The organism is Bradyrhizobium sp. T-1 (assembly GCF_053592855.1).
Genome location: NZ_CM132115.1, coordinates 3,147,241 through 3,170,465, shown reverse-complemented (window position 1 = coordinate 3,170,465; position 23,225 = coordinate 3,147,241). Strand labels below are relative to the sequence as shown.

Below are 23,225 nucleotides of genomic sequence, written 5' to 3'. Positions count from 1 at the left end.
GATCCAACGGAGGTACCCATGGCGGAAGTCGTCGTAATCGGAGCCGGGCTGAGCGGAACGCTGATGGCCTATGAACTGCTGCCCCAGTTGAGAAGTGAGGATCGCCTGACCCTGGTTGCGCAGGGCGCAGCCTATCATTTCGTGCCGTCCAATCCCTGGGTGGCGGTCGGCTGGCGCAAGCGCGATGAGATCGAGATCAATCTCGAGGAGGTCATGAAGCGCAAGGGCGTGCGCCTGCTGACGCAGGGCGCCAAGCGTGTCCGCCCCACGGAAAACCGGGTCGAGCTCGGCGACGGGACCTCCATCGACTACGACTATCTGGTGGTCGCAACCGGTCCCGAGCTTGCCTTCGACGAAATCCCGGGGCTTGGACCGGAAGGCTACACTCAGTCCATCTGTCACGTCGATCATGCGACACGCGCCAAGGAGGCGTTCGAGATACTCGCCGCGAACCCCGGCCCCGTAGTGATCGGCGCGGTGCAGGGGGCTTCATGCTTCGGGCCGGCCTATGAGTTCCTCTTCATCCTGGAAACGGAGCTGCGCCGGCGAAAGCTGCGCGACCGGGTTCCGATGACGTTCGTCACCTCGGAGCCGTATATCGGCCATCTCGGTCTCGACGGCGTTGGCGACACCAAGGGCCTCCTCGAAAGCGAGATGCGCGAGAAGCACATCAAGTGGATTACCAACGCGCGCGTCGATAGCATTGCCCCCGGCGTGATGTCGGTGGAGGAGTTCGCGGACAACGGCACCTCCCACAAGGCCCACGAGCTACCGTTCGCCTATTCGATGATGTTGCCGGCTTTTCGCGGCGTCGAGGCGGTGCGGGGCATCGAGAAACTGACCAACCCGCGCGGCTTCGTCCTGGTCGACAAGCATCAGCAGAACCCGACCTTCCCGAACGTCTTTGCCGTCGGTGTCTGCGTCGCGATCGCGCCGGTCGGCGCGACGCCGGTGCCGGTCGGCGTGCCGAAGACCGGCTTCATGATCGAGTCCATGGTGACGGCGACCGCCATGAACATCGGCGCCCTTCTCCGCGGCAAGGCGCCGACGGCGCAACCGACCTGGAACGCAATCTGCCTCGCCGACTTCGGCGATTCCGGCGTTGCCTTCCTCGCACAGCCGCAGATTCCGCCGCGCAACGTCAACTGGTCGTCCAAGGGCGAGTGGGTGCACTACGCCAAGGTCGCCTTCGAGAAATACTTCCTTCGCAAGATGCGGCGCGGCGAGAGCGAGCCATTCTACGAGCGCTTCCTGCTCGACAGGCTGAACATCGCCAAGATCAAGGGGGTTCGGACAGGCACATGAGCACCACACGCCAGATCGTTTGTGGTAGTTGCGGGCGCATCAATCGCCTTCCCGCCGAGCGCGCGCCGGAAGGAGCGCGCTGCGGCGCTTGTCACCAGTCGATGTTCACTGGTCATCCGATCGAGGTGGACGAAGCAGCGTTCGGCCGCCATGTCGCCAACAACGACATTCCCGTGCTGATCGATGTGTGGGCGCCATGGTGCGGTCCATGCCGCGCCATGGCGCCGATGTTCGAGCGCGCCGCACAACAGCTGGAGCCGAAGGTCCGGCTGCTGAAGCTCAATTCAGACAACGCGCCTGCCATATCGTCACGTTTCAACATCAGTGGCATCCCGACCTTGCTGTTGATGCGTGACGGCCGGGAGATTGCCCGCCAAGCGGGCGCAATGGATGCACGCAGCATCATAGCCTGGACTGAAGCCAGCCTGACCCGTTCGGAACGTGATCACACCTGAGAGGAGCATGCCATGAATGTCGACAAAGCCGTTCTCGCCTTCGCAGGATTCGTCGTCCTGCTCGGACTTGCATTGGGCACATACGTCAATGCGTACTGGTACCTGCTGACGGCCTTTGCCGGGCTCAACATGTTGCAGGCCTCGTTTACGGGCTTCTGCCCCGCGGCGATCGTGTTCAAGAAGCTAGGCCTGGGCAGCGGCTGCGCGTTCTCGTAGCGCACCGATCTAGACTGTGATGCGGGGGAATTTGCCATGACCGACGACACCTTCATCGAGGGGCCTCTCTACGAGAAGCGAAGGAAGGTCTATCCGCAGTCGGTGCACGGCCCGTTCCGCCGCATCAAATGGGCAATTCTCTGCGTGACGCTCGGGACCTATTATCTGCTACCGTTCGTGCGCTGGAATCGCGGGCCCGGCCTGCCCGACCAGGCCGTGCTGATCGATTTGCCGCATCGCCGCTTCTATTTCTTCTTCATCGAGCTGTGGCCGCAGGAAGTCTATTACTTCACGGGCCTCCTCATCATCGCGGCGATGACGCTGTTCCTGATGAACGCGGTCGCCGGCCGGCTTTGGTGCGGCTATTTGTGCCCGCAGACCGTATGGACCGACTTGTTCTACGCGGTCGAACGCTGGGTCGAGGGCGACCGGCGCGAGCGCATGCAGGGCGACAAGCGCTATTGGACGTTTGACCACGTCCGCAAGGTTGCGCTGAAGCATTTTCTCTGGATCATGATCGCTTGGTGGACCGGCGGCGCATGGGTGCTGTATTTCGACGACGCGCCAACACTGGTGAAGGAGCTCGCCACCTTCCAGGCGCCGTTCATCGCCTATCTCTGGATCGGCATCCTGACCGGCACGACATATCTTTTTGCCGGGCACGCCCGCGAACAGACCTGCATCTACATGTGCCCCTGGCCGCGCATCCAGGCGGCACTGACCGACGAGTGGGCGCTCAACGTCACCTATCGTTACGACCGCGGCGAGCCGCGCATGTCGGTCAAGAAGGCGGAAGCCGCCCGCGCCCATGGCGATGTCGCCGGTGACTGTGTCGACTGCCACCAATGCATCAATGTCTGCCCGACCGGTGTCGACATCCGCCATGGAATTCAGCTCGGTTGCATCCAGTGCGGCCTTTGCATCGACGCATGCGACAACGTCATGCGCGACATCGGCCGGCCTACCGGCCTGATCGGCTACGACACCGACATCAACATGCAGCGCCGCCACGACGGCAAGGCGCCGGTCTACCGCATAATCCGCCCGCGCACGCTGATCTATGCTGCCGCCATCGCCGTCGTCGGGACCATCATGCTCTATACGCTCGCCACGCGCGCGACGATGGACGTCAACGTGCTGCACGAACGCAATCCGATGTTCGTCCAGCTCTCGGACGGCGGCGTGCGCAACGACTACACCGTGCGCATCCTCAACAAGGGCGCGGAGCGATCGTTCACGCTCGAGGTCTCCGACCTGCTGGGCGCAACCCTGCGCGTCGCCGGCGTCGAGGCTGGGCCCGAGGGCAAGCCAGTCGTCGCGGTCGGGCAGGATCAGACACGCGAGATCCGCCTGTCCGTGCAGGTCGGCCCGGCCAATGTGCCGTCGGCGCCGCGCGACATCAGCATTGCCATCACCGACACGGCCGGCGGCGGACACGCAAGCGCCCGCGACCACTTCATCCCAGGTGACCAGTGACATCCACATCCGGCGGTGTGCCGCCGGATGCTCAACGAGACGTTAACAACACCCCTCGAATTGAAGCCGCATCCCAACGGTATTTTCCAATCTTTGCGCTAAGCATGACGGCGTAACGCCGGCTTTTGCCTTAGCGTGAACGGGGACGACGGGACGTGGTCGACATCGCGCATCGGGCTGCGATCAATCCGGCATCGGCGAAGGATGCAACGCCCGCGCTCGTCCCGTTGACGGCGATCGAGCCCGGTCAGTGGCGCTCGCTGGCGCAGCGGGCGATCGAGCCGAACGGCTATTACCTGCCCGCCTGGGAGCTCGCCGTCAGCGCAACCGCGCGCGGCCGTACCGGCGCCTCGGCCTTGTCCGTCTGCGGCGGCTCCTCGACGCGGCTGATCGGGTTGATGCCGGCGGTCTCGCTCTGGCAGGCCTGGAAGATTCCCCTGCCCGCTTTGGTGAGCGCGCATCCCTATGGCACGCTGTGCAGCCCGCTGATCGACCGCGACGCTCCCGTCGAGGCCGCCTCGCGCCTGTTGCAGCAGGCGCGCAGGGCCGGTGCGCATGCCCTGATCCTGCGCGATGTCACTCTCGATGGCGCCGCGATGGTGTCGCTCAAGGAAGCGCTCGCCAATGACCGCCTGAAACCACGCGTGCTCGGCTCCTATATCCGCGCCAGCCTCGATGCGACACAGGAAAGCGACAGGCTGTTGCACGACGCTCTCGGCGCCAAGAAGCTCAAGGAGCTGCGCCGGCAACGGCATCGCCTGGAGGAGCATGGCGCAATCAGCTTCGACGTCGCGCGCAAGCCGGACGAGATCAGGCCCGCGCTCGAAACGTTTCTGCAACTCGAAGCCAGTGGCTGGAAGGGCGAGCGCGGCACCGCGCTGATTCAGGACGCAGGCGATGCGGCCTTCGTCCGCCGTGCCGTGCCAGCGCTCGCCGAAACTGCGCAATGCGACATCATCACGCTCCGCGCCGGCACGACGGCGGTCGCCGCCGGCATCGTGCTGCGCCACCAGGACCGCGCTTTCTTCTTCAAGCTCGGCATCGACGAGCGCTTCTCGAAATATTCCCCGGGCGTGCAGCTCACGCTCGATCTGACGCGCCACCTCTGCGCCGACCCGACCATTGCGAGCGCGGATTCCACTGCGAGCGCCGATCACCCCATGATCAACCCGGTCTGGCGCGGCCGTTTTGCGATCGGCGACGTGCTGATCCCGCTGCGGCGGCATGATCCGATCGTGGAGCTGATTCACGCGGCTTTGATCGCGCGCGGCCTGGCGCGCGAGACAGCGCGTCGGGCGGTCCACCTGCTCCGAAAATAGGCGCTACTCTGCCGCCTGCGCGTTGATTTCCGCCGAGACCTGGCGGATGGCACGGGCGAGCAGGTTGGGATCCTGGGCGCCGGAGACGGCATATTTCTGCGCGAACACATAGGTCGGCACGCCGGAGATGCCCTTCTCGGCAGCCTCCTGCGCGTCGGCCGACACGCGTGCAACGTCCTCGTCGGTGGCAAGGCGCTTGCGCACGTCGTCGGCATCGAGGCCGATATCGGCAGCCGCCTGCACCAGCACGTTGACGTCGGTGAGATCGCCGCCGTCGCGGAAATAGAGCTCCATCAGGCGCTGCTTCATCTCGGGCGCCTTGCCGATCGCTTCGGCCCACAGAATCAGGCGGTGGCAGTCAGTGGTGTTGGGCTGGCGCGCGACCAGTTCGGGCTTGTAGAGGAGGCCCTCTTCGCTGGCCGCGGCCACCACACGCCCTGCAATGCCCTTGTAGGCCTCGACCGAACCGAACTTGGTGGTGAGATAGTCCTCGCGGCTGATGCCCTCGCGCGGCACCCAGGGATTGAGGAAGTACGGGCGGAAATTCAGCTTGACCGGAACGTCCGGCACCAGCGCGAGCGCGCTCTCGATCCGGTGCTTGCCGATATAGCACCACGGGCACACCACGTCGGAGACGACATCGATCTGAAGCGGCTTTAGCGTGCTCATCAGCACCTCCTTCGGGCGAATAAGGGTTGTCCCAAGATAAGCCGAACCCGCCCCGGAGCAAGGGCGCTAAGTCATGGCTGCGGCCATCTGCCTGAGCCGCTCGGCGGTGCGCTCGTCAGCCGGAAAGAACGTCTCCAGCGCCAGCTCTGACAGGGTGATGTCGACGGGCGTGCCGAACACCATGGTGGTGGAGAAGAAACTTAGTATCTCCCCGTTCTGACGCAGCTTGAAGGGGATCGCGACATTGTCGCCCGACAGCGGCCCCGCGCGTGCCGGGATCGGATAGCTCCTGAGGTCGTGATAGAGCTTGATGAGTTCGGGATCAGCCGTCACCTCGCATTGCCGGTGCAGCCGCTCGAGCAGATGCGCGCACCATTCCGCGAGATTGACCGTGCGCGGCGCGAGGCCCTCGGGATGAAAGGCGAGCCGCAGCACGTTGAAGGGCTGGCCGAGCAGCCGCTCCGGGACGCCGGCGAGCAGCGGCGCGACCATGCGGTTTGCGGAGACCAGGTTCCAGTGCCGGTCATAGGCCAGCGCCGGATTGGGCTCGTGGGCTTTGAGGACAAGGTCGATCGCCTGCCGGGCTGATTTCAAGGCGGGATCCTCCAGCGGACGCTGCGGAAAGGCCGGCGCGTAGCCGGCCGCGACCAGCAGCACGTTGCGTTCGCGCAAGGGCACGTCGAGACGTTCGGCGAGCCGAAGCACCATTTCGCGCGAAGGCGCGGCGCGGCCGGTTTCCACGAAACTCAAATGCCGCGCGGAAATCTCGGCCTCTCCCGCCAGATCGAGCTGGCTCATGCGGCGGCGCTGCCGCCACTCGCGCAAATGGTCGCCGACATGGATCGGCTGGCTGCGTTCGGCCTGGGCCGTGGATGCGTGTGCGTTCATGGCCGAAAACCTACCACGCGCATTTCACCCCATCCATTACCCCTGAGGTAATCGAATCGGACGCCAAACCAACGCATCTTCGGTCGCAACAGGAGATGACCATGATCGCGCTGCTGCTCTACCGCACTCTCGTCGACCACATCCTACCCTGGGCCGTGACGTTCGCGACGAGGATGCTGGCGCGCGGGCTCAACATGCCCGAGCCGCTGGTGCATTCGACCGGCGACTATGTGGTCGCACAGGTCACGGCCTTCGAGCACAGCGTCGGCAGGGGCCTCTGCCCGTTCCGCCTCGCCCGCCTGCTTCGCGCCTGGTGGCGCGGAGTTCGCTGAGTTCCCCCGCGTCCACCCCAACCACGGAGACCTCCGATGATCGATGCATCCACCTTCCTTCGCCGCGCCCTGCTCGCCGACGCTGTCTTCAGCGGCGTCTCCGCACTCGGCCTTACTTTCGGGGCCGGCGCATTCGCGACGCTGTTCAACCTTCCTGAGGCGCTGTTGCGCGAAACCGGCCTGTTCCTGATCGCCTACACCGCGCTGGTCGGCTGGCTGGCCTCGCGCACAGGGGTGCCGAAACCGCTCGTTCTGCTGGTCGTGGTCGGCAACGCCGCCTGGACGGTAGGCAGCATCGCACTGCTGTTCTCGGGCGCGGTGTCACCAAACCTTGCCGGCGAACTGATGGTCGTGGCGCAGGCGATCGCAACCGGCGTGTTCGCAGAGCTGCAATATGTGGGTTTGCGGAAGAGTGTGAGCGTGGCGACTGCGTGAGGCCACGACGCCCTGCGTCAGTAGGGCATGACAGAAGAGGTCAGAGCAACGCGCGGATTACGCCCGCGCGCGGCTCTTCTTGGCAACGGCGTGGCCGTTGAGCTTCTTCGGTTTCGCGCCCTTGTTGGAACTCTTGCCGTCCGCCTTCTGGGCTTTCTGTTCCGCGCGCGCCTTCACTTTGGCGCGTTCGACACGCGCTTCGGCGCGCTGCTTCTTGCGTTTGTTTTCGCACGAGGGGCACTTGCAGCCGATCGGCTTCAGATAGGCTTTGAAATAGTCGGTGCCGTAATCATAGTTGATCTCGTCGCCCGGCTCGATGTTCTTGATGGCGCGGATGAACACCTTGCGCTCGCGCGGGCGGACGTCGGATTCCGCATTCGGGCGGCAGGAATGGTTGATGTAGCGAGCGAGGTTCTTGCGCACCGAGCCGTCAATGGTCCAGCGGCCATTGAGCTCGAACAGATATTTGTTCTCGATCTCGTCCTGCTCAGGAATGCGGCAGTCCAGGATCGGTCCGAAATAACGGATGATCCGGGTGCCTTTCTTGATCGGCATGGTGGCGAAGAGGCCAAGTCCGGTCTTGGAACGGCCGACGCGATAGGATTTGCGGGGAGCGATGGCTGGCATGATCGAGAGGAAACGTGGACGCGAACAGGGCCGAATGCCCAAGCGAGGCCGCTCTTCTAGAACGATTCCGCGCCGCTGTCAGGTCTATCCGGCCCGCGTCTGAGCCTTGCCCACAGTGAAGATGTCGATTGATGGAGTTCCGCAAGCTGCAGACACCATCACGGCGACTGTCACATCGGCCTGCCCGGCACTAGCACGGCAGTTTCCCAGCCACAGTCGACTTCAGGATCGCTTCCAGAAGCTGTTCGGCCGTAGTGCCCGTGGGCAGCCGCTGCAAAATATCCTCGAGCCGACCGTCGAGCAGCAGCATGGTGAAGCCGTGCACCATCGACCAGGCCCGTGCGATCGCAGCTCCCTGCTCGATGGTCAGCGCGTCGCCGCTGATCGGCTCCTGCCGCATCGCGCCGATGGCATTGGCAAGTCCGGCAAAAGAGGATTCTGCGGCCTCGTGCAGCGAAGGCCTGGAATAGTCGAGCCGCTCGGTGCGGAACATCAGTCCGTACATGCCGGGATGGGCCTGGGCATAGGCGACATAGGCTTTGGGCCGCGCCAGCGCCCGCTCCAGCGGCGAGGTAGCCATATCGCAAGCCGAGGACATCGCCGCATTGAACTGGCGAAAACCGATCGCGGCGAGCTCGCTGACGAGCCCGGTGAGATCGCCGAAATGATGGGTCGGCGCGGCGTGCGAGACGCCAGCCTCGCGCGCGACTGCGCGCAGCGTCAGACCGGCGAGCCCGTCGCGCTCCAGCACGCGCTCGGCGGCCTGAAGCAGCGCCTCGCGCAAGGCGCCGTGGTGATAGGGCGTCTCGGTCTTCGCGCTCGCCGGACGGCGCGCCGGGCGAGATACCGGCAGCAGCTTCCTCGGGGGGCGTGCGAAGCGCGCCGTTTCGCTCTTGGTATCGCTCTTGGCCATTTACAAGCTATATGACGCAATATTGACAGTGTAAAGATTTCACTTGACGGATACCGTGAACAGCCCTACTCGATCTTGACGATGTAAAGATAGGGAGGGATACGCCGTGCAGCAGGATGCGACCGCCGAGCGCCGCAACAATATCGCGCCGATTCCGTTCGAGGCGGACGCGCCCTTCCTGAAGATCATCGGCGAATTGCCACGCGAGCTGAACGGCACGCTCTATCGCAACGGCCCCAATCCGCAATTCGAATCCGCCGGCGCCCACTGGTTCGTCGGCGACGGGATGCTGCACGCCTTTCATCTCGAAGAGGGCCGCGCCTCCTATCGCAATCGCTGGGTCCGCACGTCGAAATGGCTCGCCGAGCACGATGCCGGCCGCGCGCTGTTCAGTGGCTTCGGCCGCAAGCTGCCGGATGCGCCGCAAAACCTCACCGACGGCGGCGTTGCCAACACCAACATCATCTTCCATGGCGGCAAGCTGCTCGCGCTGGAAGAAGCGCATCTGCCGACTGAGATCGAGCCGGGCACGCTGGCAACGCGCGGCTACCACAATTATCAGGGCCGCGTCGCCGGCAGTTTCACCGCGCATCCGAAGATCGATCCCGTGACGGGCGAGCTCGTATTCTTTGGCTACAATGCGGCGGGACCGCTTACATCAGCCCTCTCTTACGGGTCGATCGACGCGTCCGGAAAAGCCACACGCTTCGAGCGTTTCGAAGCGCCCTATGCCAGCATGGTGCACGACTTCATCGTCACCGAAAATCACGTGCTGTTTCCAATTCTGCCCCTCACTGGCAGCATGGAGCGCGCGATGAGCGGTAAGCCGCCCTATGCCTGGGAGCCGGAGAAAGGCGCCTATGTCGGCGTGATGAAGCGCAACGGCACGGCGAGGGACATCGTCTGGTTCCGTGGCGAAGCCTGCTACGTCTTCCACATCACGAATGCGTGGGAGGACGGTGGCCGCATCGTCGCCGACGTCATGCAGTTCGAGCAGGCCCCGCTATTTCCGCATCCCGACGGGCGGCCGACGGATCCGGAGAAGTCGCGTGCCCGCTATTGCCGCTGGAGCTTCGACCTCTCGGACAATACCGACCGCTTCCAGCAGACTTATCTCGACGATCTCACCGGTGAATTCCCGCGCATCGACGATCGCCGCGCCGGGTTGAAGAGCCGTCACGGCTGGTACGCCTGCGCCAATCCACGGTTGCCGATGTTCGGCGCGCTGTCCGGCATCGTCCATGTCGACGGCGCAGGAAAGCGGCTCGGCCAGTATCTGTTGCCGGCCGGTGATACCATCTCAGAGCCCGTCTTCGTCGAGCGATCGAACGATGCGCCCGAGGGCGACGGCTGGCTGCTGGCGGTGGTCTGGCGCGCGCGGGAGAACCGTAGCGACCTCGCCGTGTTCAACGCCACCGACATCGAGGCCGGCCCCGCCGCGCTGGTGCAACTCGGCCATCGCGTGCCCGACGGCTTTCACGGCAATTGGGTAGGCGCGCAGTAGCGCCCCATTCCCGGGCACGCGAAGCGTGAACAGCGATGCGCAATTGCGCGTTTGAGAATCCATTTCGCCACAGAAGTTGCCGCCCGATGGATTCCGGGCTCGACGCGTCGCCCCGGAATGACGAATAGAGGAGGCCTCGCATGCACGTCCCCACGATCACGGCCAACTATCTCGCCGTCCTCGCTCTGATCTACGCCGCGCTCGCGCTGCAAGTCGTTCGGTTGCGGCGGAGCAGCGGCGCTCCGTTCGACGACGGCGGCGATGCGAGCCTGCGCAGCGCGATCCGCGCCCATGGCAATTTCATGGAGTACGTCCCCATTATCGCGCTGATGGTCGCAATGCTTGAAATGTCGGGCGCATCGCCCTTGCGCATTCACCTGCTGATGGGCGCGCTGGTGCTGTCGCGGCTGCTGCATCCGCTCGGCATGTATGCGGTACCCGGCTCGTTCAAATTCACGATCTGCCGCGCCGGCAGCATCTTCCTGACCGTCGGCCTTCTGGTCTACTCCGCGCTGACCATCCTGTCGCGCCTGCCCTGGGCCGCATTCGCCGACGAGATATCAGATCAAGCCATTGCAACAATTGAGTTTTTACAAGTCATTCATATCATTTTGACACTGTAAAGATTTTGCTTGACCCTGTGTCGGCCCTGAACTATCAATCTTGACATCGTAAAGATTGGTTCGACCGAGGCGACCATGACGATCTTCCTGATCCTTGCCCCCTACGGCGTCTACACCTTCCTGATGTTCATGACCTCGGCCACGATCAGCGTGTTCGCGGCCTCCGCGATCTGTCTTGCCACGATCGCAATCGACGTGGCCTGCGGCCGCTCGGTGAAGATCCTTGCCGCCGGCTCCGCGATCCTGTTCGCAGGCATTGGCGCCTACCTCGCTCTCCGCGCCCCCCCATTGAGCACGCTCGGCGTCAAGCTTGCGGTCGATATCGGCATCTTCATCATCTCCCTCGGCTCGATGCTCCTGCGCCGGCCCTTCACACTGCAATATGCCATCGAGGCCGTTCCGGCCGAGACCGCGGCGATGCCCGGCTTCCTCACCGCCAACTACATCATCACCGGCGCATGGACCGTGGCCGCTCTGCTGATGATGGCCGCCAACATCGTGCTGCTCTACTTCCCTGGCCTGCCGGTCTGGCTGGGCCTCGCGGTCGCCTTCGCCGCCCGCAACAGCGCGATCTATTTCACGAAGTGGTATCCCGAATATCGCCAGATCAAGTATTGTGCGCCGGCCGGCGCTCTGCCCGAAGCCCAGTGAGACAGGACCGACAATGAAGGACGTATTCGCCCGCCTCGCCTCCGATTTCCTGTCTGCCATCGTTTTCCTCGTGATCTATCTGGTTACCGACAACGTCATCCTCGCAACGTCGGTGGCGATTGCCGGCGCGATCGCGCAAGTGATCTACGCCCGCATCAAGCAGCGCGAGCTTGGCTACATGACCTATGCGAGCGTCGCGCTCGTCGTCGTGCTCGGTACGGTTACGCTGTTGACCAACGATCCCCGCTTCATGCTGGCCAAGCCTGCGGTCGCGCATTTTGCGATCGGCGCTATCATGCTCAAACGCGGCTGGATGCTGCGCTACATGCCGCCGATGGTGGTCGAGACCGCGCCGGAATATGTCACTGCCGCGGGCTATGCCTGGGCCGCGCTGATGTTCGTCCTCGGCGCCGGCACGATCGGGGTCGCCGCCACCGGCGATCTGAAACTGTGGGCGTTCTACATCTCGGTGGTCGCGGGCGGCGCCAAGGCGCTCGCCTTTGCCGTGCAATACCTGGTGCTTCGGCTCATCGTCACCAGCCGCCGGCGCGCCGCCGCCCGCGCCTAAAGCGCGATATGATCGCGCCTTAGGTTGTTGTTTGAGCATGATCTTATCGGAAAACCGCTGCACACTTTTCCAGATCATGCTCGTATGCCCCGATCGACGGGTTAGGCAGTGGCTTCAAGTTGCGCTATAGGCTCGGATCAGGACTGGCTGCGGATCATCGCAGCCCGCCGGGACATTGTTCGGGAGACGCGAATGGCCGTGGACGGCAACTGGAATCTGACCATGACGACGCCGATGGGCGAACGCCAGGCGACGCTGAGCGTGAAGGCCGCGGGTGGCACGCTCACGGGCACGCAGGGCGCGGAAGGTAATACCGCCGAGATTTTTGAAGGCACGGTCAGCGGCGACAACGTCTCGTGGAAGGTCTCGATCACCAACCCGATGCCGCTGACGCTGGAATTCACCGGCACCGTCGCCGGCGACAGCATCAACGGCGAGATGGGCATCGGCCCGATGGGCAGCTTCCCCTTCACCGGCGCGCGCGCATAAGGTCGCGCGGCATCCATGCGTGCGCTCCGTCTCATTGCGGCAACGATCCTGTGCGTCGCAACACAAGCGGCGCGCGCGGATGACACCGAACCGGCGTGGCGCGCAAGCGCGCTCGCCATGGTGCCGGCTGGCTACGTTGCCGGCACGGCCTACCGGACCGACGGTGCGACCGGCTATCTCGCCGTCTATCCCGCGACATCGAACGATCCGAAGACGCCCGCAAGCGTGTTCACTGCGCGTCAGGCCCTCGTCGTTGCGCTGACGCCGGATGCGACCCGTGCTGTCTCGGCCGAGTTGAGGCCGCGCACCGAGCCCGATCCGGAGGGTGATGAAACCGATTTCGCGAAACTGCACGCCGACCTCGCCGCCAAGCGTGCAACGCTGCCCGAAGGGACCGAGCCCTGCGATCTCGGCGCCTGGTCGATCGACAAGGATCCAAACGGCCTCAACGTGCGCGCCGAGCCCTCGGTCAAGGCGCGCGTGCTCGGCACGCTGCCGCCGCCCTACAAGCTCAGGCTTGGCGGCGCCGAGAACACGCCCGATGGCGGCTGGCTCACCGAATTCCGCATCATCGGCTTCAAGGACGGCTGGTTTCTGATCGAAGGTGCGAAGCCCCCGGGCAAGGACTACGAGGACGAGAAGAGATATCCGCGCGGCGCGCCAAAGCCGTATGCGGGACGCGGCTGGGTCGCCTCCAACAAGGTCGGCGCGTCTTACGCCAACGGCGCGACGCGCATGGGCGGCCTGTTTCAGGCGCCTTTCGTCGATGCCGGGTGGATGCCCGCCCAGCGCGAGCTCGGCGGCCCGATCGACACCGATGGCGGGCCGAAGCGCATCTTCGCCTGCAGCGGCGTCTGGGGCCTCGTCGAGAGTAAGGACAACGTCCGCGGCTGGTGGCGCTCGCTGTGCTCCAACCAGGTCACGAATTGCAGCTAGAAGCGGCACGGCACTTAGGGCACCAACGCCTCCCGTCTTCATGTCCGGGCTTGTCCCGGCCATCCACGTCTTTCAGTGCACCAAGAACGTGGATGCCCGGGACAAGCCCACGGCTGTCCGGTTTAGGTTTGAGGAAGACCTAGGCACATCTGCCGCTGATCTTGGACGGTCGGCGGCGGGGCGAGCAAGTTGTCGATACGGCGGCGTTGCATGAGATTAGCGCGAACCAGCCTTGCGAAGACGAGCGGACTTCGAATGGCTTGCTGCGTGGCCTGAGCGAGGCGCAGCAGCAGGAAGGCGATCAGGGCAACGGCAATCTGGATTCGCACGGCGTTTTCTGAGGTGCCAACGAAGCGAGTGATCTTGAGGGTCTGCTTGACCCAGCGGAAGAACAGCTCGATGGCCCAGCGGCGGCGGTAAAGATCGGCGATGTCCTCGGCGCTGGCATCGAGATCGTTCGACAGCAGGCGCAGCACCTTTCCTGTCTCGGTGGTGATGCGCACCTCGCGCACCGCATCCTGCATCGGGTTGCGGCGGCATCTGGCTTGGCGTGCCGGGAGGAAGCCGATGCGATCGGACAGGATGTTGCTGCCCGGGGTGACCGGCAGCTCCTTGACCACATCGATCGGGGTGTTGGATTTGAACCGGCTGACAATGCGGCAGCCGACGGCATCAAGCTCGGCCCACCAGGCATAATCGTAATATCCGAGGTCGAAGACATAGGTCGCACCCGGCGTGATCGGCATCTGATGGGCTGCAGTGATGTCGTTGACGTTAGCAGCACTGACCGCGGCATAGATCGGACGATCGGCGTCGGCATCGTAGATCACGTGCACCTTGGCGCCGCAGACCCCGGACGAGAACCGGGCCCAGCCGGAGCTGTGCTCGTTCAAACGCACACTCGTGGAATCAATTAGATAGGTCGTCTCGGCGAGCTTGCGGCGCAGCCCGCGATGGGCCTGCTTCATCATGACTTCCAGCAGTTCGCCGAACACCGCAACAGGCCGCTTGGCATTGGCATCCGACATCGTCGACCGGCGGACCGGATCCGCGCCCAGATGATAGAGCCGGGCCGCGTGGCTCGAAAGCCCGGTCACGATCTCGCGCAAGCCCGAGGCGCCCGACAGCTGGCCGTAGAGCAGTGCCACAAACTGGCCCTTGGTCGAGAGCCGGCGAACCCGCGCGTCGGCATCATGATCGTCCACAAGCGCCTCGAACCGATGCCACGGCACAAGCTTCAGCAGATCGCGAAATACTGTATTGTGGTGCGGCATGGCGCTGATCTCCATTCGTGTCCCGGAACGCTTGCAGACGTCCAGGATCGAGTAGAATCAACGCCATGCGCTTCGTCCAATAAATTTAAACCGGACAGCCGTGGGACAAGCCCGGGCATGACGATCGTTCGTAAGGCGCATTCACAATCACTCGCGCGCGAATGCGGCCGAGGCAGCTAGCCCAGATTCAACTCCTTGAAGAAGTCGTTCCCCTTGTCATCGATGATGATGAACGCCGGGAAGTCGACGACCTCGATGCGCCAGATCGCCTCCATGCCGAGCTCGGGATATTCGAGCACCTCAACCTTCTTGATGCAGTGCTCGGCGAGGTTCGCCGCAGCACCGCCGATCGACCCGAGATAGAAGCCGCCATATTTCTTGCAGGCCTCGCGCACGGCAGGGGCACGGTTGCCCTTGGCCACCATCACCATCGAGCCGCCGGCGGCCTGGAACTGGTCGACGAAGGAATCCATGCGGCCCGCAGTGGTCGGACCGAACGCGCCGGAGGCGTAGCCCTCGGGCGTCTTGGCGGGGCCGGCGTAATAGACCGGATGATTCTTGAAGTAGTCCGGCAGCGGCTCGCCCTTCTCCAGCCGCTCGCGCAGCTTGGCGTGCGCGGAGTCGCGCGCGACGATCATGGTGCCGGTCATCGACACCCGCGTCTTGATCGGGTGCTTCGAGAACGTCGCCAGAATGTCCTTCATCGGCTGGTTGAGGTCGATCTTGACGACCTCGCCGCCGAGCGACTCCTCGACCTGCGGGAGATATTGCGCCGGGTTATGCTCGAGCTCCTCGAGATAGACGCCGTCCTTGGTGATCTTGCCGAGCACCTGGCGATCGGCCGAGCACGACACGCCGAGCCCGATCGGCAGCGAAGCGCCGTGACGCGGCATGCGGATGACGCGGACGTCGTGGCAGAAATATTTTCCACCGAACTGCGCGCCGACACCGAGCGACTGCGTCATCTTGTGGATTTCCTTCTCCATCTCGACGTCGCGGAAGGCGTTGCCGTCGGGCGAGCCGTGGGTCGGCAGTGCGTCGAGATAGCGGGCGGAGGCGAGCTTCACCGTCTTCATGCAGAGCTCGGCCGAGGTGCCGCCGATCACGATGGCAAGGTGATAGGGCGGGCACGCCGCGGTGCCGAGGGTGAGAATCTTTTCCTTGAGGAAGGCGAGCAACCGGTCCTTGGTCAACACCGAGGGCGTCGCCTGGAACAGAAAGCTCTTGTTGGCGGAGCCGCCGCCCTTCGCCATGAACATGAACTTGTAGGCCGAATCCACTTCTGAAGAGCCGCCCTCGGCGTAGATCTCGCACTGCGCCGGCATGTTGTTGGCGGTGTTCTTCTCCTCGTACATCGTAAGCGGCGCGACCTGCGAGTAGCGCAGATTGCGGCGCAGATAGGCATCGCGCGCACCTTCCGACAGCGCCGCCTCATCATCACCGTCGGTGATGACGTTGCAGCCCTTCTTGCCCATGATGATCGCGGTGCCGGTGTCCTGGCACATCGGCAGCACGCCGCCGGCCGCGATGTTGGCATTCTTGAGGAAGTCCAGCGCGACGAACTTGTCGTTCGGGCTGGCCTCGCCATCCTCCAGGATCGCGCGGAGCTGCTTCAGATGACCGGGCCGCAGATAATGGTTGATGTCGCCAAAAGCCGCCTCCGACAGCGCCCGCAGCGCCTCGCGCGACACGACCAGCATGTCTTTCCCCAGAACTTTTTCGACCCGGACGCCCTCGGCCGTGATCTTCTTGTAGGGCGTCTCGTCCTTGCCCAGCGGGAACAGAGGGGTGTGCTTGTAGGGCGGAACGGGCTGGGACTTATCGGGGAAGGCGGTCGGAGCGTTCATGGGGCGATCTCGGGTTTTGGAGCCCTTGCGGGCCTCTAAGCATAGAAGCGTTCTAAGCTTTTTTGCCACAAAGGGAAGGCGTTCTGGCGCGGCCGGGGCATCCGGATTTGGCGCCGCGGCGGCCATTTTGCGGCCCCTCCTTGATCAGCGGGTGGTCGCGGCTGCGCTCATCAAGCCCGATGGCACCCCTTGCGCTTCGCGCGTCGCGACGGTTGAATGCGCGCCCTCAAGGGGCTTTTCATTATGATTTCCAGACTGCACGTCCGCGGCGCGATTGTTGTCGCCGCAGCAATCATCGGCCTTGTGACCCTCGCCGCGCCGGCGCGTGCCGACCAGTGCGACGACATCGCAAAGCAGCTCGCCGGCGGCATCGACGGGCTGAAGGTCAACTTCAAGGCCGCCAACATCATCTACCTCACCCACCCCGCGGCGAAGGAGCTGTCGCTCGGCTGCCGCGCCCAGGGACAGGCCTATTCCAACGAGCTCTATGCCAAGGGCGACCGCAAGCCGACGCCGCAGTTCTACGATCTGGTGGCGTCCGCGGCGGCGATCATCTTCACGGTGACGAAGGACGACACCACGACCGGCGCGACGCGCTGCCTGAAGCGCATGGGCCTCTTGCGCGGCGACAAGGTCACGATGCGCTACAAGCGCCTCAACATGGAATGCACGCGCACAAAGACGGACGCTGCGATCGCAATCACGCGGCCGAAGGACGAGTAGGCGCGACGCTTTCTCTACGGGCGCGGCGTGCGCGCCTCGGCACGACACTTCCTCTTTGCAAGCGAAGCGACGCAATCCAGAATCCTTCCGCTGAGGGATTCTGGATTGCTTCGTCGCAAGAGCTCCTCGCAATGGCGAGGAGACGCTATCGCCGCCCTCAACGGCGCAATGTCAGGCGAGAAGAACGCCTCCCTCACCCCACCTGATCCTTCGCATTTTAACGATTGCCTTGAAGGAAATTTCGCTCCTCGCGGCGCAGTGTCAATTGTTTCCATGTGTGAGGATTTGTGGATGAGCGTTTCTACCGTTGCGCCGCCGCCGATCGCGATCGTGGTGCCGAGCTACGACACGACCAAGCAGCAGGACGACCAGACCAAGACCAAGGATACCGACCCGACCTACAAGCCGCAGCCGCCTGCGCCGCTGCCGCCGGGCCAGGGCACGCGGATCGATCAGCTCGCCTGATCCGGCTTGCCTGCGATGAATCGCCCGGTCCGGTCGACCGGGCCTTTCGCGCGCCCGGATTTGCCGGACAGCGCGGCCAAAGCGTGCGAGGCGATCCAGCAACGCCGCGCGATCGCACGCCTGGTGTTGCATGATTCGATTGCTGCTTTTTCGAAGGGCGAGCTGCGCGCGGCTGGCCTTCGGCTCGATTGTTCCCAGCCATGACCGCCGGCGCTCCGGCACCAAGCTGACCTCTTTTGGCAGTTGAAGGCGTCGCGGGCGTGCCTTCAAGTGTGATCCGCCTCATCAAATTTCCACATCCGGCGTGCTCATCTGCGAGGCCGAACAAGCCCAACCATGCGCTGATGGGACGAGCCAATGGAACTGAGTGAAGAGCTACTCTCGCTGGTGGGGGACATCTACGATGCGGCGCTCGACGATTCCCGATGGACGTCGACGCTTGGCGGCATCGTTGACCTCGCGGGCGGACAAAGCGGTGGCCTGGTCCGAATCGGGGCCGCCGGCGAGGCCGTGATCGCGCATGCTGTCGGCGTCGACCCCACCTTTGTTCAATCCTATATCGAGACTTACGAGCCGTTCGATCCGTCGCGCGCCGTGCTCCACGCACCGGTCGGACAAATCCAGACGATCGGGGATTGGATCGACGTCGACGAATTCCGGACGACCATGTTCTATAACGAATGGACACGGCCTCAGGGTCTCGAGGATGCCGCCAACATCCTGCTCGACAAGTCCAGCGCCGGTTTGTCCCGCCTCTCGATCATGAAGGCCGGCGGTCTTGTCGATCGCAGGATGTATCGGGTGATCTCCCACATCACGCCGCACATGCAGCGCGCCATGCTGATCCGACAGAAGCTGCAGCAGCAGAACGCATTGGAGACGACGTCGACCCACACGCTCGACGCCCTGCGAGCCGCGGTGCTGCTGCTTGATGCCAACGGCCACATCACGCACTCCAATGCGAGCGCGCGGGAGATTTTGGACGAGGCCGACGTTCTCCGTTCGGTCCATGGACGGCTCGCAACATCAGACCTGAATGCGGATCGCATGCTGCGCCAGGCACTGGCGGGCGCGGCCCTTGGCGAGCGCGCGACGATGGGCATCTCGCTGCATCTGACCGCCCGCGATGGTTCGCATTACGTGGGGCATCTCGTGCCGCTGACTGCAGGGCGCCGCCAAATGTTCGGGGCCAGCTACGAGGCCTGCGCCGTCCTGTTCGTCAGCAAGGCCGCGCTCGATACGATCGTCGCTCCGGACCTTATCCGGAAGCTCTTCAAATTGACGCCGGCCGAGCTGCGCGTCTTCCTCTCCATCATCGAGATCGGCGGGGTTCCTGACGTGGCCAGAAGCATGGGCGTCGCCGAAACGACGATCAAGACCCACCTCGCCAGGATCTTCACGAAGACCGGAACCAAACGGCAGGCAGATCTGGTGCGGCTCATTGCGGCCTTCACACCTCCCATCAAGATCTGACGCAAACCCTGTCGCGCCGGCCGCATGTTGGTCGGAAGCGTGCTATCAATGCATCGGCGTGATGGAGCCGGATCGAACATGATCGCACGCCTGCTGTTGCAGAACACGATCTTCACCGCCGCGATGGGCGTGCTGCTGCTCGCCGTCGCGGGCACGCTGCATTGGCCGGGCGCGTGGGTGTTTCTCGTCACCTCAGCCTTACTTGGTCCGCTCTGCGGTTGGTGGCTCTACCAGATCGATCCGGCGCTTCTGGCCGAACGTCTGCGCCCCGTTCTTCAGAAGAACCAGCCAGCCGCCGACAAGGTCTTCATGGTCGTCTTCATCGCAGGGATGCTGGGCTGGCTGGTCGCAATGGGGCTCGACCGGCGCCATCTTGCATCCGACATGAACGTCGCCTGGCAACTGCTCGGCTTCGTGCTGTTCCTCGCCTCGACGCTGTTCACATTGTGGGTCTTTCGCGAGAATTCGTTCGCCGCGCCCGTGGTGAAGCTGCAGGCCGAGCGCGCACAGCGCGTGATCTCGACCGGCCCCTACGCCCATGTTCGCCATCCCATGTACAGCGGCATGATCCTGTTCTTCGCCAGCGTACCGCTGATCCTCGGCTCGTGGTGGGGGCTTGCGATTGCGCCGCTCTTCCTGGTCTTGCTCGCGGTCCGCATCCGCATCGAGGAACGCACGCTGATCGCGGGTCTGCCGGGCTATGCCGATTATACCGCGCGGGTGCGCTATCGCCTGCTGCCCGGATTGTGGTGAGCGCGCGTCACGTTCGTGCCTTCCGAAAAGCCTTGTGGGTCCTCCGATCGACTGACGCTACAGCCGCCGGACCTCTTTAGAGAGGAACCGCACCTGCGCGCTATTCCGATCCGGATCCACAACGCGAGTCGCGATGATGTTCTGCAAGCCACCCTGCCCCGACGAGCATGACCTCTCTTCCGTTCCCGATCATGCCGACGATCAATCTGGTCCCCGACGCGCGCAGCCTGTCGGGAGCCATGACGTCTTTGGGCGATCGATCGCGCCAGATGCGACCGGTCCGGAGCGGAGGCTGCCGCCAGTCTCCGTCCGGACCGGCTAATCATCGAGCTCCCTGTATCGCCGGAAGATGCCCTGCTCGTTGAAGGGAATGCGGCGATCGCTTGCGAGATAGGCCTTGATGTTCGGCCGCGCGGCGACGCGGTCGCGCAGGCTGACGAGACCGAGAATTTTCTTCTCAAACGCCTTCATCCGCGTGGGGAAGGCGTAGCGCAGCCCATCGACGATCTGGAACAGCGAGAGATCGACATAGGTCAGCCTGCGGCCGGTGATGTAAGCGCCACCATTCTCGGTGAAGAGCTGCTCGAAATAGCCGAGATATTTCGGCACGCGCTCGTCCCAGAACTCGGCGGTGCGCTTCTTGGCCGGCAGCTTCTGATCTTCATAGTACAGCGACGGCCCGAGCGGATGATGGGTGTCGTGGATCTCGACCACGAGATCGGTGACCGTCAATTGAAGCTGGTGCACCCAGAGTTTGCCGGCCTCAGTCTTAGGCGCGAGGCCGTGACGGGCACCGAGATAGAGCAGGATGTTGGCGGTCTGGCCGATGACGAGCTTGCCGGCTTTGAGGAACGGCGGCGCGAAGGGCGGCGTGCCTTTATGGACCTCCATCATCTTCATCATGGCGGCCGAGCCACGCGAACCGCGTGCGACATCGACATAATCTGCCCCAGCCTCTTCCAGCGCCAGCCGCACATATTCACCGCGGCCCTGGATCTCGGGCCAGTAATAGAGCTCGTATTTCATGGAAGGGGTCCGTGTGCGTGGAAGCGACGGAACCAATGTAGCACGCGACCGAATGTTCCGTCAGCGTGAGGCGGAACGGCGGCGCCGCGTCCGCCGTCATTGCGAGCGTAGCGAGGTAATCCAGACTGTCGCCGCGGCGGGCCTCTGGATTGCTTCGCGGAGCCTGTCGTCAGGCCGCGCTTCGCGCGGATCCGGTGGCTCGCAATGACGCAGGAGAGAACTCAGCCCCTCAGTTCGCCGCGAAACAATACATCAGCCCATCACCACCGGTGGTTTTCAAGTCGGCCTGCGAGCAGCCGCCGTCGGGGCCGCGCGAGGGGTGGGAGCTGTTCCAGGATCTGGACGACTCGTCGTCGCGCAGGCCCTGGCGATCGGCATGGCCGAGCATCGCCGCGCCTTGCGTGCTCGACGTCCAATTCTTGCAAGTCTTGTCGTCACCCGCTGCAAAGGCGGTGCCGTCAGGTTGCGATCCCGTCAGGATGTCGTGCCGGTTCGGCGTGTCGCCGCGGCCGTTGATGACCTCGCCCTTCTCGCTGAGCGCGGTCTGCTTGGTGAGATTGTTGGCCGCGCTATGCAGGTCGGCAACGTCCTTGGCAATCACCGCACCCTTGGCGTTTTGCCACGGTCCCTTGCCGATGCGGTCTTTTGCGTTGACGGCGGGCTTGCCGTCGGCTGCTTGCGTCGAGAGATATGCGCGCCAGGTCTTGGTGCCGGCGCCACCGGCTTGTGCCAACTTCTGGCATTGCGCATCAGCTCCCTCCAGACCGCCGAGATCGGCCCCCTTGCCCGGGCCGTTGGAGGTCACGAAGAACGTCATATCGGCCGACTGCGCTTGCGCCGATGGCGCCGCAAGCAGGGCTACAGCGAGCGCGAGGCCTGACATCGTGACTGATCGCTCGATACGGATCATCTTGTCCTCCCAGTTGGTTTTTATTTGGCCGCCTGATGTCAACCCGACGCGCGCCCGCTTATTCCGATGCCGCGATGCGAGACATCCAAAGAAAAAGGCGCCGTGCGGGAAGCACGACGCCTTGATTTCTCATATTCAGGCGATCAGTTGGTCTGCTGAATCGCCGACAATTCCCAGGGGCTGCCCGGGCGGCGGGCGAACGTCCAGACTTCGGTGACTTCACCCGGCTGCTCGCTGCCGGCGACGATTGCGCCGGTGTTGCGGTCGACCGTCTTGTCGGTGAGCGCGAAGCGCATTGCCACCGTTGCGTAGTCTGTCTCGCCTTCGCGCCAGGCTTCCGCGAGGTCGCCCTGCAACAGCTTGACGTTGGTCACCTTGTTGACGGCGTTGCGTGCGCGGTTCTCGGCGAGATCCTTCTCGAAATAAGAGACCATCTCCGGCGTCGCCAGCGTATGCAGTTTTGCAACGTCCTCGTTCGACCACGCGGCCTGGATGTCGCCAAGCAGCCGCTCAAACGCCTCGTAATCATCGGGCTTAATCTCGAGCGGCGCATTGTTGGCGCCGAAGCCGAAGCCGCCACCAAGACCTGAACCGAGGCCGCTGCGATAGCTCGCCTGCGCTCCCGGCCCGGCGCCACCATCAGCACCGGCATAGGCCGCCTGCGGCGCATTGCGGCGCTGCCACCAGGACATCGCCAGCCGCACCACGAACACAACGAGCACGATCTGGATGATCAAGCCCAGGATCGACGACAGGCCGCCGAGACCGCCGAACAGGCCGCCGCCGAACAGCATGCCCAGAAGGCCCGCGCCGAGAAATCCAGCGGCAAGACCACCCAGGAAGCCGCCACCTCGGCCGAACAGGCCGCCGCGCGCGGGCGCAGCCGTGTTCATGCCGGCGCCCGGCTGACTGTAGGTGCGGTTGAATTGCGAGGTCGAGCCCGGCGCGGTCGTGGTCGACGGTGGGGCCGAGAATGTCCGCGAACCGCGCGAACCCGAAGAGACGCCGCCGCCGACGCGAGCGTCAGCGGAGGAGATCGCGAGCGCCGTCGGCAGCGCCAGCGCCAGAACGACGGCAATCGTCTTCACGAGACTGCGGGACCATTGCGAGAACTTCATGTGCGTTTCCCAAATCCCCGGCATGGGGACGTGTCAGTAAGATGGGCAGCCTTCACCAAAAGGGAAGCCGGTTTCGGAACCCGCGGCTGCGGCCCTCAGTCGCGGGGATGTGGCAAAAGCCCATATTTGCCGGGCACTTGGCTGGATGCGGACGGGAACTGTGGTCGCCGATTACCGGCGCTATTTCGATTCAGCATGAACGGCTTTCGCGGCTGACAATGATGGCGAAA

General features: G+C 64.0%; 27 protein-coding genes. 18 read left to right on the top strand and 9 right to left on the bottom strand.

The window, feature by feature from the left end; genetic code table 11:
- The first annotated feature begins 18 nt into the window (after positions 1-18).
- The 5 genes from ACWAT4_RS15065 to ACWAT4_RS15045 all read left to right on the top strand — a co-directional run bounded on the left by ACWAT4_RS15065 (position 19) and on the right by ACWAT4_RS15045 (position 4,771).
- Complete coding sequence (locus ACWAT4_RS15065; RefSeq protein ID WP_212444429.1) at positions 19-1,305, top strand: NAD(P)/FAD-dependent oxidoreductase; 1,287 nt, start codon at positions 19-21, stop codon at positions 1,303-1,305.
- Positions 1,302-1,760, top strand: a complete 459-nt coding sequence (gene trxC, locus ACWAT4_RS15060) for a thioredoxin TrxC (protein ID WP_212302976.1) — start codon at positions 1,302-1,304, stop codon at positions 1,758-1,760. Before ACWAT4_RS15065 ends, trxC begins: the two co-directional genes overlap by 4 nt.
- A gap of 12 nt (positions 1,761-1,772) precedes the next feature.
- Positions 1,773-1,976 carry a YgaP family membrane protein gene (locus ACWAT4_RS15055; RefSeq protein WP_212302975.1) on the top strand — a complete coding sequence of 68 codons (204 nt, stop codon included), beginning with the start codon at positions 1,773-1,775 and terminating at the stop codon, positions 1,974-1,976.
- 36 nt (positions 1,977-2,012) lie between these two features.
- Positions 2,013-3,452 carry a cytochrome c oxidase accessory protein CcoG gene (gene ccoG / locus ACWAT4_RS15050; RefSeq protein ID WP_212444430.1) on the top strand — a complete coding sequence of 480 codons (1,440 nt, stop codon included), beginning with the start codon at positions 2,013-2,015 and terminating at the stop codon, positions 3,450-3,452.
- 155 nt (positions 3,453-3,607) lie between these two features.
- Positions 3,608-4,771, top strand: a complete 1,164-nt coding sequence (locus ACWAT4_RS15045; RefSeq protein ID WP_212444431.1) for a GNAT family N-acetyltransferase — start codon at positions 3,608-3,610, stop codon at positions 4,769-4,771.
- A 3-nt stretch (positions 4,772-4,774) separates the two neighbouring features.
- On the opposite strand, the gene ACWAT4_RS15040 is transcribed toward ACWAT4_RS15045, so the two are convergent.
- Both ACWAT4_RS15040 and ACWAT4_RS15035 read right to left on the bottom strand, forming a co-directional pair.
- Positions 4,775-5,440 (bottom strand): DsbA family oxidoreductase, encoded by a 666-nt coding sequence (locus ACWAT4_RS15040; protein WP_212302972.1) that lies wholly within the window; start codon positions 5,438-5,440, stop codon positions 4,775-4,777.
- Between the two features lie 66 nt (positions 5,441-5,506).
- Positions 5,507-6,328, bottom strand: a complete 822-nt coding sequence (locus ACWAT4_RS15035) for a helix-turn-helix domain-containing protein (RefSeq protein WP_212444432.1) — start codon at positions 6,326-6,328, stop codon at positions 5,507-5,509.
- A 101-nt stretch (positions 6,329-6,429) separates the two neighbouring features.
- On the opposite strand from ACWAT4_RS15035, the gene ACWAT4_RS15030 reads away from it, so the two are divergent.
- Positions 6,430-6,660: a hypothetical protein gene (locus ACWAT4_RS15030; protein WP_212302970.1), complete on the top strand. Its 231-nt coding sequence runs from the start codon at positions 6,430-6,432 to the stop codon at positions 6,658-6,660.
- Positions 6,661-6,696: 36 nt separating this feature from the next.
- Positions 6,697-7,095 carry a hypothetical protein gene (locus tag ACWAT4_RS15025; protein WP_212444433.1) on the top strand — a complete coding sequence of 133 codons (399 nt, stop codon included), beginning with the start codon at positions 6,697-6,699 and terminating at the stop codon, positions 7,093-7,095.
- Positions 7,096-7,152: 57 nt separating this feature from the next.
- Here the strand turns inward: ACWAT4_RS15025 and ACWAT4_RS15020 are convergent, their stop codons facing one another.
- A complete protein-coding gene (locus ACWAT4_RS15020; RefSeq protein WP_212444434.1) occupies positions 7,153-7,722 on the bottom strand; it encodes an SET domain-containing protein in 570 nt (189 codons plus the stop codon).
- A gap of 190 nt (positions 7,723-7,912) precedes the next feature.
- Positions 7,913-8,635 (bottom strand): TetR/AcrR family transcriptional regulator, encoded by a 723-nt coding sequence (locus ACWAT4_RS15015; protein ID WP_212444435.1) that lies wholly within the window; start codon positions 8,633-8,635, stop codon positions 7,913-7,915.
- Between the two features lie 106 nt (positions 8,636-8,741).
- Between ACWAT4_RS15015 and ACWAT4_RS15010 the strand changes: the two genes are divergently transcribed.
- The 6 genes from ACWAT4_RS15010 to ACWAT4_RS14985 all read left to right on the top strand — a co-directional run bounded on the left by ACWAT4_RS15010 (position 8,742) and on the right by ACWAT4_RS14985 (position 13,406).
- Positions 8,742-10,139: a carotenoid oxygenase family protein gene (locus tag ACWAT4_RS15010; protein WP_212444436.1), complete on the top strand. Its 1,398-nt coding sequence runs from the start codon at positions 8,742-8,744 to the stop codon at positions 10,137-10,139.
- A gap of 140 nt (positions 10,140-10,279) precedes the next feature.
- Positions 10,280-10,762, top strand: a complete 483-nt coding sequence (locus ACWAT4_RS15005; RefSeq protein WP_449730847.1) for an MAPEG family protein — start codon at positions 10,280-10,282, stop codon at positions 10,760-10,762.
- 75 nt (positions 10,763-10,837) lie between these two features.
- Complete coding sequence (locus tag ACWAT4_RS15000; RefSeq protein ID WP_212444438.1) at positions 10,838-11,413, top strand: hypothetical protein; 576 nt, start codon at positions 10,838-10,840, stop codon at positions 11,411-11,413.
- A 13-nt stretch (positions 11,414-11,426) separates the two neighbouring features.
- The gene (locus ACWAT4_RS14995; protein WP_212302963.1) at positions 11,427-11,981 is read left to right on the top strand and encodes an inner membrane-spanning protein YciB; all 555 of its coding nucleotides are present in this window, start codon (positions 11,427-11,429) and stop codon (positions 11,979-11,981) included.
- 192 nt (positions 11,982-12,173) lie between these two features.
- Positions 12,174-12,470 carry a hypothetical protein gene (locus ACWAT4_RS14990; RefSeq protein WP_212302962.1) on the top strand — a complete coding sequence of 99 codons (297 nt, stop codon included), beginning with the start codon at positions 12,174-12,176 and terminating at the stop codon, positions 12,468-12,470.
- A gap of 15 nt (positions 12,471-12,485) precedes the next feature.
- Positions 12,486-13,406: an SH3 domain-containing protein gene (locus tag ACWAT4_RS14985; protein WP_212302961.1), complete on the top strand. Its 921-nt coding sequence runs from the start codon at positions 12,486-12,488 to the stop codon at positions 13,404-13,406.
- Positions 13,407-13,528: 122 nt separating this feature from the next.
- On the opposite strand, the gene ACWAT4_RS14980 is transcribed toward ACWAT4_RS14985, so the two are convergent.
- A complete protein-coding gene (locus ACWAT4_RS14980; RefSeq protein ID WP_449730408.1) occupies positions 13,529-14,680 on the bottom strand; it encodes an IS4 family transposase in 1,152 nt (383 codons plus the stop codon).
- Between the two features lie 176 nt (positions 14,681-14,856).
- Positions 14,857-16,527 carry a fumarate hydratase gene (locus ACWAT4_RS14975; protein ID WP_212425316.1) on the bottom strand — a complete coding sequence of 557 codons (1,671 nt, stop codon included), beginning with the start codon at positions 16,525-16,527 and terminating at the stop codon, positions 14,857-14,859.
- 243 nt (positions 16,528-16,770) lie between these two features.
- Between ACWAT4_RS14975 and ACWAT4_RS14970 the strand changes: the two genes are divergently transcribed.
- The 5 genes from ACWAT4_RS14970 (at position 16,771) to ACWAT4_RS14950 (ending at position 19,941) form a co-directional block, all read left to right on the top strand.
- A complete protein-coding gene (locus ACWAT4_RS14970; RefSeq protein ID WP_212302959.1) occupies positions 16,771-17,250 on the top strand; it encodes a hypothetical protein in 480 nt (159 codons plus the stop codon).
- Between the two features lie 291 nt (positions 17,251-17,541).
- On the top strand, positions 17,542-17,715 hold the full coding sequence (locus tag ACWAT4_RS14965) for a hypothetical protein (RefSeq protein ID WP_165425181.1): 174 nt from the start codon (positions 17,542-17,544) through the stop codon (positions 17,713-17,715).
- 15 nt (positions 17,716-17,730) lie between these two features.
- The gene (locus ACWAT4_RS14960; RefSeq protein WP_449730846.1) at positions 17,731-17,919 is read left to right on the top strand and encodes a hypothetical protein; all 189 of its coding nucleotides are present in this window, start codon (positions 17,731-17,733) and stop codon (positions 17,917-17,919) included.
- Positions 17,920-18,072: 153 nt separating this feature from the next.
- A complete protein-coding gene (locus tag ACWAT4_RS14955; RefSeq protein ID WP_212447571.1) occupies positions 18,073-19,188 on the top strand; it encodes a helix-turn-helix transcriptional regulator in 1,116 nt (371 codons plus the stop codon).
- Positions 19,189-19,266: 78 nt separating this feature from the next.
- A complete protein-coding gene (locus tag ACWAT4_RS14950) occupies positions 19,267-19,941 on the top strand; it encodes a methyltransferase family protein (protein WP_212447572.1) in 675 nt (224 codons plus the stop codon).
- A 318-nt stretch (positions 19,942-20,259) separates the two neighbouring features.
- Here ACWAT4_RS14950 and ACWAT4_RS14945 read toward each other — a convergent pair whose 3' ends face one another.
- The 3 genes from ACWAT4_RS14945 to ACWAT4_RS14935 all read right to left on the bottom strand — a co-directional run bounded on the left by ACWAT4_RS14945 (position 20,260) and on the right by ACWAT4_RS14935 (position 23,019).
- Positions 20,260-20,967, bottom strand: coding sequence for a glutathione S-transferase (locus ACWAT4_RS14945; protein ID WP_212447573.1), 708 nt, complete (start codon positions 20,965-20,967; stop codon positions 20,260-20,262).
- A gap of 229 nt (positions 20,968-21,196) precedes the next feature.
- Positions 21,197-21,877 carry a lectin gene (locus ACWAT4_RS14940; protein ID WP_212447574.1) on the bottom strand — a complete coding sequence of 227 codons (681 nt, stop codon included), beginning with the start codon at positions 21,875-21,877 and terminating at the stop codon, positions 21,197-21,199.
- Positions 21,878-22,020: 143 nt separating this feature from the next.
- Positions 22,021-23,019 (bottom strand): Tim44 domain-containing protein, encoded by a 999-nt coding sequence (locus ACWAT4_RS14935; protein ID WP_212302954.1) that lies wholly within the window; start codon positions 23,017-23,019, stop codon positions 22,021-22,023.
- Positions 23,020-23,225: the final 206 nt, after the last annotated feature.